The sequence below is a fragment of the Cupriavidus sp. GA3-3 genome, from assembly GCF_000389805.1.
In the GTDB taxonomy this organism is placed as follows: domain Bacteria; phylum Pseudomonadota; class Gammaproteobacteria; order Burkholderiales; family Burkholderiaceae; genus Cupriavidus; species Cupriavidus necator_D.
Map to the genome: position 1 here is coordinate 146262 of NZ_KB944478.1, position 17450 is coordinate 163711.

13 protein-coding genes are annotated in these 17450 nt (G+C 70.3%); 6 read left to right on the forward strand and 7 right to left on the reverse strand.

Annotated features, from left to right (window positions below; translation table 11 throughout):
- Position 1 precedes the first annotated feature (1 nt).
- On the reverse strand, positions 2-430 hold the full coding sequence (locus C265_RS14485) for a thioredoxin family protein (RefSeq protein WP_010809046.1): 429 nt from the start codon (positions 428-430) through the stop codon (positions 2-4).
- An 88-nt stretch (positions 431-518) separates the two neighbouring features.
- Entirely contained in the window at positions 519-1079 is a 561-nt protein-coding gene (gene grpE, locus C265_RS14490; protein WP_010809047.1) for a nucleotide exchange factor GrpE, read from the reverse strand.
- 275 nt (positions 1080-1354) lie between these two features.
- Between grpE and C265_RS32520 the strand changes: the two genes are divergently transcribed.
- Positions 1355-1528: a hypothetical protein gene (locus tag C265_RS32520; RefSeq protein ID WP_010809048.1), complete on the forward strand. Its 174-nt coding sequence runs from the start codon at positions 1355-1357 to the stop codon at positions 1526-1528.
- A 68-nt stretch (positions 1529-1596) separates the two neighbouring features.
- Here C265_RS32520 and C265_RS14500 read toward each other — a convergent pair whose 3' ends face one another.
- The 3 genes from C265_RS14500 to hrcA form a co-directional block, all read right to left on the reverse strand.
- Positions 1597-1992, reverse strand: coding sequence for an RNA-binding S4 domain-containing protein (locus C265_RS14500; RefSeq protein WP_010809049.1), 396 nt, complete (start codon positions 1990-1992; stop codon positions 1597-1599).
- Positions 1989-3104, reverse strand: a complete 1116-nt coding sequence (hemH, locus tag C265_RS14505) for a ferrochelatase (RefSeq protein ID WP_010809050.1) — start codon at positions 3102-3104, stop codon at positions 1989-1991. The genes C265_RS14500 and hemH overlap by 4 nt, the downstream gene beginning before the upstream one ends.
- 106 nt (positions 3105-3210) lie before the next feature.
- Entirely contained in the window at positions 3211-4245 is a 1035-nt protein-coding gene (hrcA, locus tag C265_RS14510; RefSeq protein ID WP_010809051.1) for a heat-inducible transcriptional repressor HrcA, read from the reverse strand.
- A gap of 102 nt (positions 4246-4347) precedes the next feature.
- Here hrcA and C265_RS14515 point away from each other — a divergent pair, with 102 nt between their 5' ends.
- From C265_RS14515 to mprA, 4 genes are all read left to right on the forward strand, one after another.
- Entirely contained in the window at positions 4348-5265 is a 918-nt protein-coding gene (locus tag C265_RS14515; RefSeq protein WP_011614898.1) for an NAD kinase, read from the forward strand.
- 66 nt (positions 5266-5331) lie between these two features.
- Positions 5332-7086, forward strand: a complete 1755-nt coding sequence (recN, locus tag C265_RS14520) for a DNA repair protein RecN (RefSeq protein ID WP_010809053.1) — start codon at positions 5332-5334, stop codon at positions 7084-7086.
- A gap of 54 nt (positions 7087-7140) precedes the next feature.
- Complete coding sequence (locus tag C265_RS14525) at positions 7141-7590, forward strand: hypothetical protein (RefSeq protein WP_010809054.1); 450 nt, start codon at positions 7141-7143, stop codon at positions 7588-7590.
- A 109-nt stretch (positions 7591-7699) separates the two neighbouring features.
- On the forward strand, positions 7700-9322 hold the full coding sequence (gene mprA, locus C265_RS14530) for an MprA protease, GlyGly-CTERM protein-sorting domain-containing form (RefSeq protein ID WP_010809055.1): 1623 nt from the start codon (positions 7700-7702) through the stop codon (positions 9320-9322).
- Positions 9323-9340: 18 nt separating this feature from the next.
- Here the strand turns inward: mprA and rrtA are convergent, their stop codons facing one another.
- Together rrtA and glnE are read right to left on the reverse strand one after the other, a co-directional pair.
- On the reverse strand, positions 9341-9979 hold the full coding sequence (gene rrtA, locus C265_RS14535; RefSeq protein WP_010809056.1) for a rhombosortase: 639 nt from the start codon (positions 9977-9979) through the stop codon (positions 9341-9343).
- Positions 9969-12962: a bifunctional [glutamate--ammonia ligase]-adenylyl-L-tyrosine phosphorylase/[glutamate--ammonia-ligase] adenylyltransferase gene (glnE, locus tag C265_RS14540; RefSeq protein WP_010809057.1), complete on the reverse strand. Its 2994-nt coding sequence runs from the start codon at positions 12960-12962 to the stop codon at positions 9969-9971. Before glnE ends, rrtA begins: the two co-directional genes overlap by 11 nt.
- 194 nt (positions 12963-13156) lie before the next feature.
- Here glnE and C265_RS14545 point away from each other — a divergent pair, with 194 nt between their 5' ends.
- The gene (locus tag C265_RS14545) at positions 13157-17437 is read left to right on the forward strand and encodes a YhdP family protein (RefSeq protein WP_234788126.1); all 4281 of its coding nucleotides are present in this window, start codon (positions 13157-13159) and stop codon (positions 17435-17437) included.
- The last annotated feature ends 13 nt before the right edge of the window (positions 17438-17450 follow it).

Sequence of the window (17450 nt, forward strand, 5' to 3'; positions counted from 1 at the left end):
CTCAGCCGGCCAGCGGCTTGCCGCTGGCCTTGAGCCGCGCATTGGCCACCGCGGCGGCAAACTGGCCGTGGCCATGCCAGCCGGTGGCGCGGCCCAGCTTCTTGCCGTTCCGGAAGAACATGAACACCGGGATGCCATGCAGGCCAAAGCGCCGGCCCAGCCCGGGATGCGCGTAGACGTTGGCATGCAGCCAGCGCAGTTCCAGCGCGCGGATCGGTTCGGGGTTGGCCAGCATGGCCTTCTTGGCCATCTCGCAGTTGAAGCAGTCCTCCCCCCAGAAGAACACGCACACCAGCGCATCACCCGCAGCGGCGATGGCGGCGTCGATGCTGCCGTCATCGACCTCGCGCATGCCGAATGCCTCGAAGCCGCGGTGGTCGAGGTGGGGGGCCGGGAATGTCGCCGGGCCGGCGCCTGGTTCAGTGGTCATGCTCGCTCCAGAATGACAAACGCCCGGGCCAGCCGGCACCGGGCGTCAGGTCGCGATCCAGGACGGCACGCCGCCGCCCCAGGCGGCCTTATTTCGGTGCCGCCACCGTCACCAGAGCCGGCCGCAGCACGCGCTCGGCAATGGTGTAGCCGCGCTGGAGCACGGTCACCACGGTATTGGGTTCCTGGTCCGCCGGCACCATCGAGATGGCCTGGTGGCGGTGCGGGTCGAATTTTTCGCCCACCGGGTTGAGTTCAACGATCTTGCCGCGCTCAAAGGCGGCGGCCAGCTGGCGCGCGGTCAGCTCGACGCCTTCGCGCAGCTTGGCGATATCGCCCGAGCCGTCGGCCAGCGCGGCCTGCAGGCTGTCCATCACCGGCAGCAGGTTGTCGGCGAAGTTCTCGATGGCGAACTTGTGCGCCTTGGCGACATCTTCCTGCGCCCGGCGGCGGATGTTCTCGCCCTCGGCAACGGCGCGCATATACAGGTCGTAATGCTCGCGCGCCTTGGCTTCCAGGGCGGCCAGCTGGGCCGCCACGTCGTCCACGGCAGCGGTTTCCGGCGCGCCGGCCTCCTGGCTGGCGTTGGCCGCCTCATCGCCAGCGGGCGTAGGCGTCTGGGTGGTTGGCGTCTGCTTCTGTTCTTCCATGTCGATCCGTATCAATGCATTGTCGCGGCCCGCCGTGGGCCTGGCCGCGGGTGGTAAATCGGCGCGTGTTCCGTGCAGGTGGTGGCAAGGCGCAGGTTTTCAAGAGTGGCGCTGGCGTGACGCGGAAACACACGGTTACAAAGGCCAGGCATATGCAATCGACGCCTTATTGCTTTGCTGCATCGCAATCACTAAGATTCTCAGTAATAAAAATGACAAAAATGCCGGGGGTTGTGGAGATGGTTCATCTTTGTGCCTCTTCCGGAAGGTTGGCCATGCATAAGCTGCCAGTCGTGACACTCTGCCTTGTGGCCGCATTGGCGGTCATGACCGTCTTTATCTGCCTTTCCGGCGCATTCACCCCGCGCGATACGGAGTATGGCAGCGGCAAGGCGGTGTTCAAGCACTACATCGTCCCTATCGTCAGCCAGGAAGTCACGCAGGAATAAGCGCCACCTGACCCTGGTCCAAGCGCGCGGCGGCAGCGGGGGCTTCCCGGTGCCGCCGCGTTGTCATTTCAGCTCTTCAGGTGGTCGATGCGGCGCCGGTCCCGCTTGGTCGGGCGCCCCTGGATCTGCGCGGACGGCTCCGGCTGCAGGCGCCGGCGCTCGGCGTCGGCCAGCCGGCGCGACTGGCTTTCGGCACTTTCCTCGTACAGCGTCTGCGCCACCGGCGCCGGCCCGCGCGCCGGGGCAATGCCTTTCACCACCAGTTCCCAGCGCTGCTGGTGCGCTTCCAGCACCACCATGTCGCCGGGCTTCACCTCGCGCGAGTTCTTGCATGGCTGGCCGTTGACGGTCACCTTGCTGCGCTCCACCGCTTCGGCCGCGAGCGAGCGCGTCTTGAAGAAGCGCGCGCACCACAGCCATTTGTCGATGCGCTGGCGCGCATCCGGCTCAAAGTCGACATTCATGCCGCCGCTCCCCGGGTCTGGGCGCGCGTGCGCCGTGCTTCCAGTTCATGCGGATGCGGCGTGGCCAGCGGCCAGCCCTGCAGGTGCTGCAGCGCGATCTCGGCCATGGCCGCGACCCACGGATCGGCGTCATTCAGGCACGGGATGAAGTGGAAATCCTTCCCGCCCGCGACCTTGAACTCGGTCTGCCCTTCCATGGCGATTTCCTCCAGGGTCTCGATGCAGTCGGCCGGAAAGCCGGGACAGAAGACATCGACCCGGCCCGCGCCGACCTTGCCCAGCTCGGCCAGCGTCGGCGCGGTGTACGGCTGCAGCCATTCCGCCTTGCCGAAACGAGACTGGAACGTCACCTGGTACTGGCCCGGCTGCAGGCCCAGCGCCTCGCCCAGCAGCCGGCCGGTCTTCAGGCATTCGCAGTGATAGGGGTCGCCCAGCTCCAGCGTGCGCCGCGGCACACCGTGGAACGACAGGATCAGCTTGTCGCCGCGGGCAAAGTCCGGCATGCCGTGGCGCGCCCAGTAGGCGCCGACCTGCTGGTGCAGCGCCGAGATATAGGCCGGATGGTCATGGAAATGCTTGACCAGCCGCAGCTCGGGCTGGTTGCGCCACTGGCCCAGCACCCGGAACACCTCGTCGAAGGCCGTGGCCGTGGTGGTGCCGGAGTATTGCGGATACATCGGCAGCACCAGCACCTGCTCGCAGCCCTGCCGGCGCAGCGCCTCCAGCACCGAGGCGATCGACGGGTTGCCGTAGCGCATTGCGCACGCGACCGTCACTTCATGGCCGTGCTGGTTCATCAGCCGCTGCAGCGCATGGGCCTGGCGCTCGCTGTAGACCAGCAGCGGCGAGCCCGTCATATGGGCCTCGCGCAGCCAGATCGATTCGTATTTCAGCGCCGAGGCGCGCGAACGCAGCGGCAGGATCACCCCATGCAGCAGCGGCAGCCAGGCCGCGCGCGGGATCTCGACCACGCGCGGGTCGGACAGGAACTCCTTCAGGTAGCGCCCCACCGCCTTGGGCGTGGGAGCGTCCGGGGTGCCCAGGTTGACCAGCAGGATCGCCGTGCGCGGCGCGTGGCCGTGCTGGTAGGCCGGTTCGGGAGAAAACGTCATGTCGCTTCCGGGTTGACACGGTGCCGGGATGGCGCCGGTGCGGCGCACCGGCGATTGCCGCGCTCGGCAGGAATGGGGCCGCTTGTCAGACCAGCCAGTCTTTGCACTAGTTCTGGCTCAGGGCGCTGGACAGCAGGCGCGCGGTGATGTCGACGATGGGGATCACGCGCTCATACGCCATGCGCGTGGGGCCGATCACGCCGAGCGTGCCGACGATCTGGCCGTCGACCTCGTACGGGGCGGTGATGACCGCCATGTCTTCGATCGGCACCAGCCGGCTTTCGCCGCCGATAAAGATCTGCACGCCCTGCGCATGGCTGGACACATCCAGCAGCTGCAGCAGGCTGGTCTTGTGCTCGAACACGTCGAACAGGCGCCGCAGCTTGTCCATGCTGGAGGCCAGGTCTTCCACTTCCAGCAGCTTGCGCTCGCCACTGATGAAGACGTGGTCGTCGTCCTCGTCCTCGGCGACGCTGCCGGCCTCGACCGCGGCCTGCATCAGCTGCGACATGTCGCGGCGCAGGTCCTGCAGTTCCACCCGCAGGTGGCCGCGCACCGCGTCGAAGCTCATGCCGGCATAGTGCGAGTTGAAGAAGTTGGCCGCCTCGATCAGCTGGGCCGGCGTGTACGACAGCTCGGTCTGGATGATGCGGTTCTGCACGTCGCCCTCGGGGCTGACGATGATCAGCAGGATGCGCTTGTCCGACAGCCGCATGAATTCGATCTGCCGGAACGCCTGCGCGCGGCGCGGCGTCATCACCACGCCGGCAAAGTGCGACAGGTTGGACAGCGTGCGCGCCGCCGCCGTGATCATGCGCTGCGGCCCCAGCTGCTGGCCGCCGAGCTGGTCCTGGATCTGGCCGGTCAGCTCGGCCAGGTCGGCGTTGCGCTCCAGCGGCTTGGCCGTCAGCATCGAATCGACGAACAGCCGGTAGCCGCGCGGGGTCGGGATACGGCCGGCCGAGGTGTGCGGACTGGCAATAAAGCCCATTTCCTCCAGATCGGACATCACATTGCGAATCGTCGCAGGCGACAGGTCCAGCCCCGAGTATTTCGACAAGGTGCGGGAACCGACCGGCTGCCCTTCGGCAATATAGCGCTCGATCAGGGTCTTGAGCAGCGTTTTGGAGCGTTCATCCATGATGCCCCGATTTTACGCAAGTTTTGGACCTTCTGGCGGCCGGCCTGGCCCGCTCGCTGGCGCCTGCTGACAAGCGTCATGGCGGTATGGTCTAATCCACGCATGTCCGCCCCCCCGAAAGCCAGCGCCGTGCGCACTTCGTTCAAGACCGTCGCCCTGGTGGGCCGGTACTCCACTGCCGGCATCGAAGGGCCGCTGGAGGAGATCGCCTCTTATATCCTGCGCAACGGGCAGGACGTGGTGTTCGAGCGCGAAACCTCGCTCGCCACCGGGCTGACCGCCTACCCTGCCCTGTCCGCCGAGGAGATCGGCCGGCAGGCCGACGTGGCCGTGGTGCTGGGCGGCGACGGCACGCTGCTGGGCATCGCCCGCCAGCTCGCCGGCTATGACGTGCCATTGATCGGCGTCAACCACGGGCGGCTGGGCTTCATGACCGACATCGCGCTGGAAGACGCGCACACCGTGCTGCCCGACATGCTCGACGGCCGCTATGAGGCCGAGACCCGCCTGCTGCTGGAATCGCGCGTGGTGCGCGACGACATGAACATCTTCTCCGCGCTGGCCCTGAACGACGTGGTGGTGAACCGCTCGGGCATCTCCGGCATGGTCGAGCTGGCGGTGTCGGTGGACGGCCACTTCATGTACAACCAGCGCTCGGACGGCCTGATCGTGTCGACCACCACCGGGTCCACCGCCTACGCGCTGTCCGCCGGCGGCCCGATCCTGCATCCGACGCTGTCGGGCGTGGTGCTGGTGCCGATTGCCCCGCACGCGCTGTCCAACCGCCCGATCGTGCTGCCGCACGACGCCGAGGTCACCATCGAGGTGGCCAGCGCGCGCGACGCCAGCGTCAACTTCGACATGCAGTCGCTGACCTCGCTGCTGCCGGGCGACCGCATCGTGGTGCGGCGCTCCGAAAAGACCATCAACCTGCTGCACCCGGTCGGCTACAACTACTACGCCACGCTGCGCAAGAAGCTGCACTGGCACGAATACCCGTCCGAGGACAACCGCCTCTGAGCCAGTATCAAGCCGCCCTCCAAGCCTGAGCCCGAACCCATCGGACCGACTACCTTCCACGCCACGATGCTGCGCAGCCTGTCCATCCGCGATTTCGTCATCGTCGATACGCTCGACCTGGACTTCACCACTGGCTTCACCGTCTTCACCGGCGAGACCGGCGCCGGCAAATCCATCCTGATCGATGCCCTGGCGCTGGTGCTGGGCGAACGCGCCGATGCCGGCGTGGTGCGCGAAGGCGCCCCGCGCGCCAGCGTCAGCGCCACCTTCTCGACCCACCCGGCACTGGATGCCTGGCTGGCCGAGCGCGAGCTCAACAGCGAAGCGGAGGACGGCGTGCATACCGTGCTGCTGCGCCGCACGGTCGATGCCGGGGGCCGCAGCAAGGCCTTTATCAACGGCACCGCCGCCACCCTGGCGCAGCTGCGCGAAGTCGGCGACCAGCTGGTCGACATCCACGGCCAGCACGCGCACCAGCTGCTGCTGCGCCCCGATGCGCAGCGGCTGCTGTTCGACGCCCACGCCGGCCTCACCCAGCAGGCCGGCGCGGTGGCCGAGGCCTGGCGCGCCTGGCGTGCCTGCGTGCGCCAGCGCGAGGCGGTGGAACACCAGTCGCGCGAGATGCAGCTCGAACGCGAGCGGCTGGAATGGCAGGTCGGCGAACTGGACAAGCTCAACCCGCAGCCGGGCGAATGGGAAGAGATCCAGTCCGAGTACAACCGGCTGTCGCATGCCGCCGGCCTGATCGACGGCAGCCGCGCCGCGCTGGACGCACTGTCCGAGGCCGACGGCTCGGTGCTGTCGGCGCTGAATACCATCGTGCACAAGCTGCAGCAGCTGGCCGATGTCGACGGCGCGCTGCGCGACGTGCTGGCCGCGCTCGAGCCCGCGCAGATGCAGGCCGAGGAAGCCGCGCACTCGCTCACGCGCTATGTCGACCGGCTCGAACTCGATCCCGAGCGGCTGCAGGCGGTCGACGAACGCATGCAGGCGCTGCACGCCACCGCGCGCAAGTACCGCCTGCCGCCCGAGCAGCTGCCCGACGAGCTGGTGGCCCGCCGCCAGCAGCTGGACGACCTGCAGGCCGCGCAGGACCTGAACAAGGTGATGGCGCGCGAGGCCGCGGCCAAGGCCGCCTACCTGACCCTGGCGCAGCATCTCAGCCACGCCCGCAAGCAGGCCGCGCAGGCGCTGTCCGCCGCGGTCACCGACGCCATGCAGGGCCTGTCGATGGCCGGCGGCAGCTTTGTCGCCGCGCTCAATGCGCTCGACGAAGGCCAGAGCCACGGGCTCGAGCAGGTCGAATTCCTGGTCGCCGGCCATGCCGGCGTGAGCCCGCGGCCGCTGGCCCGGGTGGCCTCCGGCGGCGAGCTGGCGCGCATCAGCCTGGCGATCTCGGTGATCACCAGCGAAGCCTCGCCCACGCCCACGCTGATCTTCGACGAGGTCGATACCGGCATCGGCGGCGCGGTGGCCGAGGTGGTCGGCCGGCGCCTGCAGGAGCTGGGCCGCGCGCGCCAGGTGCTGTGCGTGACGCACCTGCCGCAAGTGGCGGCGCAGGCCGGCACGCACCTGCTGGTGAGCAAGGAAACCACCGATGCGGGCGACGGTTCGGTCACGCGCTCGCGCATCAGGGTGCTGGACCCCGCCGGGCGCGTGGTCGAGACCGCGCGCATGCTGGGCGGCGCCACCGTCACCGCCACCACGCTGCAACATGCGGAAGAAATGCTGGCGCAAGGCATGGCCGGCGGCCAGGGCAGCCAGCCCGCGCGCGGCGCGGGCGGCAAGGATGGCCGGCGCAGCCGCCGCGCCGCCGGCTGACGGCCCCGCCCGCCCCGCACGTGCGCCAATCCATACACTGACAGGAGCTTCACCATGACCCGCCAAGCGCAAGCCGGCCTCCGGCAACGACCGCGCGCATCGCTGCGCGCCGTGCTGGCCATCGTCACCGCCGCATCGGCCGCACTGCTGGCGCTGTCCGCCTGCCAGGCCCAGCCCAAGTCCTCGGCCCCGCCGCCGGGCAGCATCAGCGATGACCGTTCTCTTGGCGACATCATGGTGCGCTTCAAGCCGCCCGCGGTGAACCTGTCGGAGGACGCCGGCAAGCTGCTGGCCGGGATCAAGGGCCCGATCCGCTATGTGGTCAAGCGCCCGATGTCCGGCGGCGTCTGGCTGGTCACCGCGATCTCGCCTTCGGCGGATGCCACCATCGACCAGGCGGTCGAAACCCTGCGCGCCACGCCCCGCATTGAGACCGCCGAGCCCGACCGCGTGCTCAAGCCTAACCGCAACATTCCCACCAGCCGCGACATGCCGCAGAGCTGAGCCCGACTGCAGGACGGTTCTTAAGCCTTCGGTCGCCCTTGCGCAACGACGCTGAATCGTATTCGCTACATAACAAGCCCCCCCGCGCGCTACGCCCCAGGAGGTATGCATGCCGCAACCCGCGCAGTCCGACTTCCGTAGCAGCCCCGTGGCCCGCCGCTGGCGGGCCATCGTCATCGCCGCCGCCGCTGTGTGCGGCGCAATACCGGCCAGCGCGGCTCTGGCTGCCGGCGTCCATGCCGCACCCGCCTACACCGGCCAGATCATCGTGCGCTGGCGTGACGGCGCCGATGGCACAAGCAAGACGCCCGCAGCCGCGGCGGATGCGCTCAAGCAGCTGAGCGCGCGCACCGGCATTGCCGTCACGCCGCGCCGCGCCATGGGCGGCAACCTGCAACTGCTGCAGGTCCCCGACGCACTGGCAGCCGACCCGGAAGGCGCGGCGGCCCGGCTGCGCCAGGACCCGCGCATCGCCGATGCCGTGCCCGACCGCTGGCTGAAGCTGCACGACACCCTGCCCAACGATTCCGAGTTCATCTCGCGCCAGCCTTACCTGATGGGCACCGGCACGGCGGTGGGCGGCGTCAACCTGCCGCGCGCGTGGGACCGCAGCCGCGGCAGCAGCGGCGTGGTGATCGCGGTGGTGGACACCGGCATCCTGCCGCACCCCGACCTGGCGGCGCGCGTGTTGCCTGGCTACGACTTCATCAGCAGCAGCACCATTTCCAATGACGGCGATGGCCGCGACGCCGATGCCACCGATGCCGGCGACAACGTGACAGCGGGTTTCTCGTGCCCGGGTGGATCGCCGGCCCCGACGACCGAGCCCAACAGTTGGCACGGCACCCGTGTCGCCAGCGTGCTGGGCGCGCTGACCAACAACGCGCAGGACATCGCGGGCGTCGACTGGAACGCGCGCATCCTCCCGGTGCGCGTCTCGGGCCGCTGCGGCGCGCTGCTGTCCGATACCGTCGATGCCATGCGCTGGGCCGGCGGCTTGTCGGTACCCAACGTGCCGGCCAATCCGACGCCGGCGCGCGTGGTCAATATCAGCCTCGGCGGTGGCACCTGCAGCAGCATTGAGCAACAGGCCGTCACCGACCTGAACGCGCGCGGCGTGGTGGTGGTGGCCGCCGCCGGCAACGAGCGCGGCGCGGTGGAGGCGCCGGGCGACTGCAGCGGCGTGATCGCGGTCACGGCGCATGCCAACGACGGCGAGAATGCCAGCTATGCCAATGTCGGCCCGCAGGTCGCGATCAGCGCGCCAGGCGGCGGGTGTGGCAACTCGCAGGTAGTCAATGGGCAGTGCACGACCGCGCCCTCGGTCATTCGCACCCTGAACAACGATGGCAAGACTGGCCTGGGCAACTATGTGGTGACGTCATCCGCGGGCACCAGCTTCGCCGCACCGATGGTCTCGGGCGTGGTGGCCATGATGTTCGCGGTCAATGGCTCGCTGACCCCGGCCCAGGTCACCGCGGCGCTGAAGTCTTCGGCACGCCCGCATCCGTCCGGCACCTATTGCACCACCAATCCGGGCGTCTGCGGCGCCGGCCTGCTCGATGCCGACGGCGCACTGGCGGCCGCGGCGGGCATGCCACCGGCGCAGGCTGCGCCGGCACCGGCCTCGGGCAACGGTGGTGGCGGTGGCGGCGGCGCCGTTCCGACCTGGACCGCGGTGCTGCTGGCGCTGTCCGGCCTGCTGGCCTTCGCGCTGCGGCGCCGCATGTAAGCCCGGCGCCTGGTCGGTTCAGGCGTCGTCGCCGCGGGCCGGGCGCCGCGCCAGCCACCACTCCTGCAAGACCCAGCACAGCAGGCCGGCGACGGCGCCGGCCGCGTGCGCGACGCGCACCACGCCAAAACCCCAGGCCGGATCGAACACCACCGGCGCCAGCCACGACTGTTCCACCCAGACCTTGGCCAGCACGCCCAGGCACAGCAGCACGCCGGTGACGCGCGCCAGGCCCGATGCCCGCAACAGCCCGAGCGCGCCCCACAGGGCCAGCCCGTGCAAGGCGCCTGAGAGCCCGCCATACCATGCAATCGCCGGCACGCGCAGCAGCACCACCTGCACGCCGATGCCGCAGGCAATCAGCACCAGCAACAGGGTGCGCGCACGCGCCACGCGCGCGGCGATGGCAAGCACGCCGGTGGCGGCCAGCGCGTCGGCCAGCCAGTGGTGTCCGTCCAGGTGCACCCACATGGCGGTGGCCAGGCGCCACCACTGGCCGTCCAGCCGCACCGCATCGCGCAGGTAGAGGCCGTGCGCATGCCACCACGGCATGAAGGTGAACCAGGCCGACAGCGCCCACACCAGCGCGATCGCCGCCAGCAGCCCCGGCCACGATGCGCCGGCGGGTGCCGGCGGAACTGCCGCGTCAGGCCTCACCGAACACGGCCTGCCACAGCGCGCGCACCTGTCCGGTCTGCTGCGCCACCGACTCGGGCGCGACGCGCGCATGCGCCTGCCCCTCGAGCCGCAGCTGGTGCTGGCGCGCGCGGAACAGCCGGTAGGCATCGCCCACCGCCAGTGCCAGGGTGGCGTCGATCAGGCCCAGCTCGCCCGCTGCGCGCAGCAGCGCGATATTGCCCGCGTTGCGCGTCAGCTGCGGGTGCGCCCGGCTGTGCAGCAGCACCAGGTACTGCACCGTGAATTCGATATCGACCATGCCGCCGCGATCGTGCTTCAGGTCGAACAGGTCGGTCGGGTTGGGATGGCCTTCGGCGACCTTGCGGCGCATCTGCACGATCTCGTCGCGCAGCGCGGCGGCATCGCGGTCCTGGCACAGCACCTCGCCGCGCAGCGCCTCGAAGCGGTCACCGATGGCGGCATCGCCGGCGCAGAAGCGCGCGCGCGTCAGCGCCTGGTGTTCCCACACCCAGGCGGTGTTGTCGCCTTCGCGCAGCTGGTAGCGGCGGAACGCCTCGAAGCTGGTCACCAGCAGGCCGGCCGCGCCGTTGGGGCGCAGCCGAGTGTCGACGTCGAACAGCGCACCGGCGGCGGTATGGCTGGTCAGCCAGGTGATCAGCCGGCGCGCATACGCGGAGTAGACGTCGGGCGCGCGTTCATGGTCATCGTCGTACAGGAAGATGATGTCCAGGTCCGAGGCATAGCCCAGTTCCTTGCCGCCCAGCCGGCCGTAGGCGATCACCGCGAAGCGCGGCGTGTCGCGGTGGCGCGTGGCCAGCTGGCGCCAGACCGTTTCCAGCGTGGCCTCGAGCATGGCATCGGCCAGGTCGGACAGGCGGTCGGCCACCTGCTCCACCGTCAGCATGCCCTGCAGGTCCTGCAGCAGCACGCGGAAGGTCTCGACATGATGCTCGCGCCGCAGGATGTCCATCTGCTGCTCGATCTGGCCTTCGGCGGCCAGCAGCCGCTCATGCAGGCGCTTGCGGAAGGCGGCCCAGTCGGGCGCGCCGGCCAGCGCATCGCTGTCGAGCAGTTCGTCCAGCAGCTGCGGATGCCGCGTCAGGTAGGCCGCGGCCCAGCGCGAGGCATGCAGCGTCTGCGCGACGCGGTCCATCGCCTGCGGGTATTCGGACAGCAACGACAGGTAGGAGGCGCGGCGGCTGATCGCCTCGAGGAAGTCGATAAAGCGCGCGATGGTGCTGTCGGCATCTTCCTGGCGCGCGGCCAGGTCGAGCGCGCGGTTCACCAGCTGGTCGAAGCGCGCGCGGCTGGACTCGGACAGCGCGCGGTAGCGCAGCGACGAGGCGATCGCGCGCAGCCGGTCCAGCAGCCCGGTGCAGTCGGTAAAGCCGGCGGCCTGCAGGCGCTGGCAGGGCGCGGCGTCATCGCCGCAGGCCGCGTCGTCCTGCTTCTGTTCCGGGTTGTCCTGCGCTTGCGCGGCGTTGTCGTCGAACACAATGCCCGGCCACAGCGCTTCGCACGGGGCGGCATCGGGATCCGAGAAGGTGGCCTCGAACTGCTGCGCCACCGGCTCCTGCAGCGCCGCCAGGCGCGCCAGCAGTTGCTGCCAGTCGTCGCAACCCATCATCCGCGCCACCGCCAGCTGTTCGTCGGGCGAAGTCGGCAGGTGGTGGGTCTGGGCGTCGTCGCGGTACTGCAGCCGGTGTTCGAGCTGGCGCAGGAAGCGGTAGGCATCGCCGAGCTGCCCGGCCTGGCCGGCGGGAAGCAGCCCGCGCTCGACCGCCACCGCCAGCACTTCCAGCGTCGGGCGCACGCGCAGTGCCGGGTCCTGGCCGCCGCGGATCAGCTGGAACACCTGCGCCATGAACTCGATCTCGCGGATGCCGCCGCGGCCCAGCTTGATATTGAATGACCGCTGGTTGACGCCGTGCCCCGCCAGCCCGCCGCTGCGCTTGGCGGCCTCGCTGCGGATCTGCGCGTGCAGCGAGCGGATCGCGGCGATCACGCCGTAGTCCAGGTAGCGGCGGAACACGAAGGGCGTGGTCAGCCGCGCCAGCAGGCCGGCGGTGCGCTGCGCGTGCGGCGTGTCGAGCGCCGACACCACGCGGCCCTTGATCCAGGCATAGCGCTCCCACTCGCGCCCCTGCACCACCAGGTATTCCTCCAGCATGCCAAGGCTGCACGCCAGCGGTCCGGCGTCGCCGTTGGGGCGCAGCCGCATGTCGACGCGGAACACATAGCCGTCGGCGGTCACCTCGGCCAGCAGGTTGATCAGCCGGCGGCCGAGACGGATGAAGTACTCGTGGTTGGACAGGCTGCGCGAGCCGCCCTGGGTCTCGCCGTCCTCGTCATAGAGGAAGATCAGGTCGATGTCGGACGAGACATTGAGCTCGCGCCCGCCCAGCTTGCCCATGCCCACCACCACCAACTCCTGCACCTCGCCGCTTTGGGCGCCGACCGGGCGGCCGAAGGTGGCGGCCAGGTCGTCGCCCAGCATCGCCAGGCCGTGCTGGATCGCCAGCTCGGCCAGGTCGGTCATGGCGCCGGTGACCTCGCCCAGCGTGGCCAGGCCGCGCAGGTCGCGCTCGATCACCGCGCACATCACTTCGGCGCGCAGACGGCGCAGGCTGCGCTTGGCGGATTCCTCGGCATCGGCCGAGGGCTCGTGCAGCGCCTGCAGCCGCGCCTGCATCCAGGCGCGCGTCAGCGGCTGGGCGGCTGCGGCAGCCAGGATGGCCGGCAAATCCGGCCGGGCCTGCACCACGCGGCGCGCGTAGTGCGAATACGCAGCCGAGTACAATACGTGGCCGCCCGCGTGGCCAGCCTCGTCAGCCGGCTGCAGCGCCTGCGCCGCGGTGATGGCGAAGGCGCCGGCAGCCATGGTGCCGGCGCCCGGCCCCGGCTGCGGGTCCGCCGGATTGGCCGGATCCGGTGTGGCGCGCGCGCCATGTTGGTCAGCAGCGTCGCCAGCGGCGGAACTCGTCGGTTCAGAGGCAGTCATTCCAGTATTTGAAATGCGAGAAAAGGTGCGGCCCGTGGTTGGTCCCGCGGTTCACCTGCTCGCGTCCTGTTGTCCGCGCAGCGGGCGCGCCATCGTGGCTATTGTCGCTTTGGGTGCGCGCAGCTTGCGCGTTCTTGTTTCAGCCGGCCGGGCACCAGATTGGAGAGCGGCTAGTATTGTCGGATAATCTGCGCATGTCCAGCCGCGCCCCACAACCCGCTGATGGTTCCCCCCCCAATGGCGGCGCGGGCGGGCAGGACGCCGCCTCCACCCTGGCCCCGCCACACCCCGTGAATCCCCCGGCCAACGATGCCACCAGCGCCCGGCGCAACGATTCCGCCCGCGCGCACGCCGGCGCGTTCCTGCGCGCCTGCACGCGCGGCGTGGCGGCAGCCGTGCGCCACCCGTTCTGGCGCGGGCTGGGCCGCGCGCTGGTGCGGCTGGCGCTGGTGCTGGCCGCGCTGGCGCTGGTGGCGGGCCTGCTGATCCGCTTCGTGCTGTGGCCACAGGCGTCCACTGCGCGCCAGTGGCTGGAAGAACGCGGCTCGGTGGCGCTCTCGGCCAAGGTCAGCATCGGCGCGCTCGATACCTACTGGGACGGCTGGCACCCGGCCTTCCGCGCCCGCGGCCTGCGCGCCGTGGACTCCGGACAGCGCGTGCTGCTTGCGGCCGCCACGCTCGACGGCAAGCTGGCGTGGCGCTCGCTGTTCAGCATGAACCTGCAGTTCGTCAGCCTGGGCGCGACCGGCACCGACATCCTGGTGCGGCGCACGCCCGAGGGCCGGCTGCTGGTCGGCGGCATGCTGGTGGACGCGACCGGCGGCCAGCAGGACGACGATCGCTTCCTGGGCTGGCTGATGTCGCAGGGGCGCGTGGCGCTGTCCGACGGCAAGCTGCGCTGGCTGGACGAGAAGGCACGCCTGCCCCAGCTCGATATCGGCGAGATCCGCCTCGACACCCGCCGCGACGGCGCGCGCCACACGGTGACGCTGGAAGCGCGCTCGCCGGCGCTGGGCCCGAGCCCGCTGGTGGTGCAGTCCTCCTTCAGCAACGACTACCTGCACAGCGCCGGCAACTGGCGCTACTGGACCGGGCAGGCCAGCTGGGACCTTGGCCAGCTGCAGCTGCCGGTGCTGCAGCGCTACCTGGCGATGTTCGAGCGCGTCGCCAGCGGCACCTTCAGCACCGACGGCAGCATTGAATTCCGCCAGGGCCGCATCGTGCGCAGCCAGACGCGGCTGCGCGCCAGCGGCGTCGACCTGCAGCTGGCCGGCGCCTCCGCCCCGCTGCGCCTGGCCAATGCGCAGGCCTTCCTGCTACACCGGACCGAGCGCGACGGCAGCAACCTGCTGACCGTCGACACCCTGCTCTGGCAACCCCAGCCCGCCAGCGACGACGAGGGCACCCCCGCCGACAGCACCTGGCGCGAAGGCATGCGCAAGGTCACCCTCGGCTGGGCCTCCGGCAAGGACGGCACCCTGCGCAAGTTCTCGCTCAAGGCGCCCACGCTGGACCTGAACACGCTGCGCGCGGTGTCCAGCTCGATGCCGCTGGACACCGCGGTGCTGCGCCGGCTGCGCGCGCTGCAGCCAGCTGGCCACATCGACAACCTCAACGTGAGCTGGAGCCGCGAGCGCGCCGGCATGCTCGAGCGCGGCGACGGCAAGCTGCGCTACAGCGTGCAGGGCACGCTGCGCGACGTCTCGGTCAACGGCCAGCCGGCCGTGCCCGCGGTGGACGCCAGCGGCCACCCCCGGCTGGGCACGCCTGGCTTTTCGCACCTGTCCGGCACCTTCTCCTTCGATGACCAGCAGGGCAATGCCCGCTTCGAAGGCAACGGCGCGGCACTGGTGCTGCCTGGCCTGTTCGAGGAGCCGCGGCTGCCGTTCGACCAGATCGGCGGCGAAGTGCGCTGGACCCATGCCGGAGGCAAGCTCGCGGTTACGCTGGACGGCGTGCGCTTTGCCAATGCCGATGCGGCCGGCTCGGTGCGCGGCACCTGGCGCGCAGGCGGCGACGGTGTATCCGGCATCGCCGACCTGAGCGGTGAAATGACCCGCGCCCAGGTGGCGCGCGTGCCGCGCTACCTGCCGCTGAGCATTCCGGCCGGCACCCGGCACTACCTGGCCGGTGCGCTGGCGGGTGGCGAAGCTGCCGGCGTGAGCTTCGTGCTGCGCGGCGACCTGGCGCATTTCCCGTTCCATGCCCCGCACGAGAAGGCCGGCGAGTTCCATGTCGAGGTGCCGATCGAACACGTCAGCTACCAGATCGCCCCGCACGAGACCGCCAGCGGCACCACCACCGGCGCGCAGGCGTGGCCAACCTTCACCGACATTTCCGGGCGGGTCGTGTTCGACCGCGGCGGCATGACGTTCCTGGCAAGCCGGGCCACGGTCCACGACATCCCCGGCGTCACGCTGCAGGACGTCAAGGGCCGCATCGATGACCTTGGCCCGCACGGCAAGCTGGTGATCGACGGCGGCGCCAGCGGACCGGTGCAGGGCTTCCTGCGCTACATCAGTGCTTCGCCGGTGCGCGAATGGACCGGGCACGTGGCCGATGCGGCGCAGGCCCACGGCAACGGCGAGCTCAGGCTCAAGCTCGACATGCCGCTGGAACACGCCAATGCCGCCAAGGTGGACGGCCGCTTCCGCTTCCCCGGCAACGATGTCGTGCTCAGCCCGCAGCTGCCGCAACTGGGCCATGCCAACGGCACCATCACATTCAATGAACACGGTTTCGGGCTGGAGAACATGCGGGCCCGCTTCCTCGGTGGCGAGATCCGGCTCGGCGGCGGCACCCAGCCGGACGGCGCCACGCAAGTCACCGCCAGCGGCAGCGTCTCGGCCGCCGGGCTGCGCGAGGCCGCCGCGGGCTCGGCGCTGGCGCCGGTGGCCGCGCGGCTCGAAGGCAGCACCAGCTACAGCGCCGTGATCGCCACGCGCGAGCGCCAGCTGCAGGTGCAGTTGAGCTCCGAACTCAATGGCATGGCGATCGGCCTGCCCGCGCCGCTGGCCAAGGCCGCGGCGCAAGACCTGGCGCTGCGCGCGGACCTGCGCCCGGCCAGCGCCCCGGACCGCGCCGGCACCAGCGAGCTGGTGCTGCAGCTGGGCCATGCGCTGAACGCGCGCTACCTGCTGCGCCGCGACCAGGGCGGCGGCATCGACGTGCTCGCCGGCGCCATCGGCATGCAGCAGGCGCCGCCGCCGCCCGCGGCCGGCGTCAGCGCCGCGGCCACCTTCGACCAGCTCGATATCGATGCATGGCGGGCGGCCTTCGGCGGCGGTGCCGGCAGCGCGGGCCCCGCCGCGGCGCCCTCACCCTTCCTGCCTGGCCGCATTGCGCTGCGCGCGCGCACGCTGCACGCCATGGGCCGCACGCTCGACGAGGTGGTGCTCGACGCCAACCGCGAAGCCGGCGGCTGGAACGCCAGGATCGACTCGCGCCAGGTGGCCGGCGCGGTGCAGTGGCGTCCGGCCGGGCCCTCGGCCACCGGGTCGCTGCAACTGCGCCTGGCGCGCCTGAACGTGCCCGATGCCAGCGACGAGCGCAACGTGGTGGACGCGCTCGCCAGCAGCATCGACGAGCTGCCCGCGATCGACCTGGTGGTCGACCAGTTCATGCTGCGCGGGCACGACTTCGGCAAGCTTGAAGTCAAGGCCCATACCGGCACCAGCTCCGCCGATCCGGTCTGGACCCTGGAAAAACTGCAGATCGAGCAACCCGGCGCCACCCTGACCGGCAGCGGCAGCTGGCGCGTGCCGCGCCAGCTGCGCGCCGACGCCAATGCCGAGCGCCGCACCCTGTTGTCCTTCAGCATCGACGTGCGCGATGCCGGCGCCACGCTGGAACGGTTGGGGCTGGCGCACACGCTGAGCGACGGCAAGGGCAAGCTCGAAGGCCGCGTGGCCTGGCGCGGCTCGCCGCTGTCGATCGACTACCCGACGCTGTCGGGCAAGCTGTCGCTGGACCTGGAGAATGGCCAGATCCTGAGCGTGGAGCCCGGCGCGGCGCGGCTGCTGGGCGTGCTCAGCCTGCAAGGCCTGCTGCGCTTTGCCATGCTGGACTTCCGCACCCTGTCGGGCCGCGGGCTGGTGTTCGACCGCATTGCCGGCACTGGCACGATCGAGAACGGCGTCGGCACGATCCAGGACTTCGAGCTCAGGAGCCCGCAGATCATCGCCAGCATGAGCGGCACCGCCAACCTGCTGCGCGAGACCCAGGACCTGCGCGTGGATGTGGTGCCACGCATCAACGCCACCTCCACCTCGATCGCGGCCGCCTTTATCAACCCGGTGCTGGGAATCGGCACGCTGGCCGCGCAACTGCTGTTTGCCGACGAGTTCTCCAAGGTGTTCACCCAGCACTACCGCATCACCGGCAGCTGGGCCAACCCGCAGATCGGCAAACTGGAGGACAATAAGGCGCAAGCCCCGACCTTCCAGAACCGCGCGGACCCCGCCCTCCCGCGCTGAGGAAAACAACGCC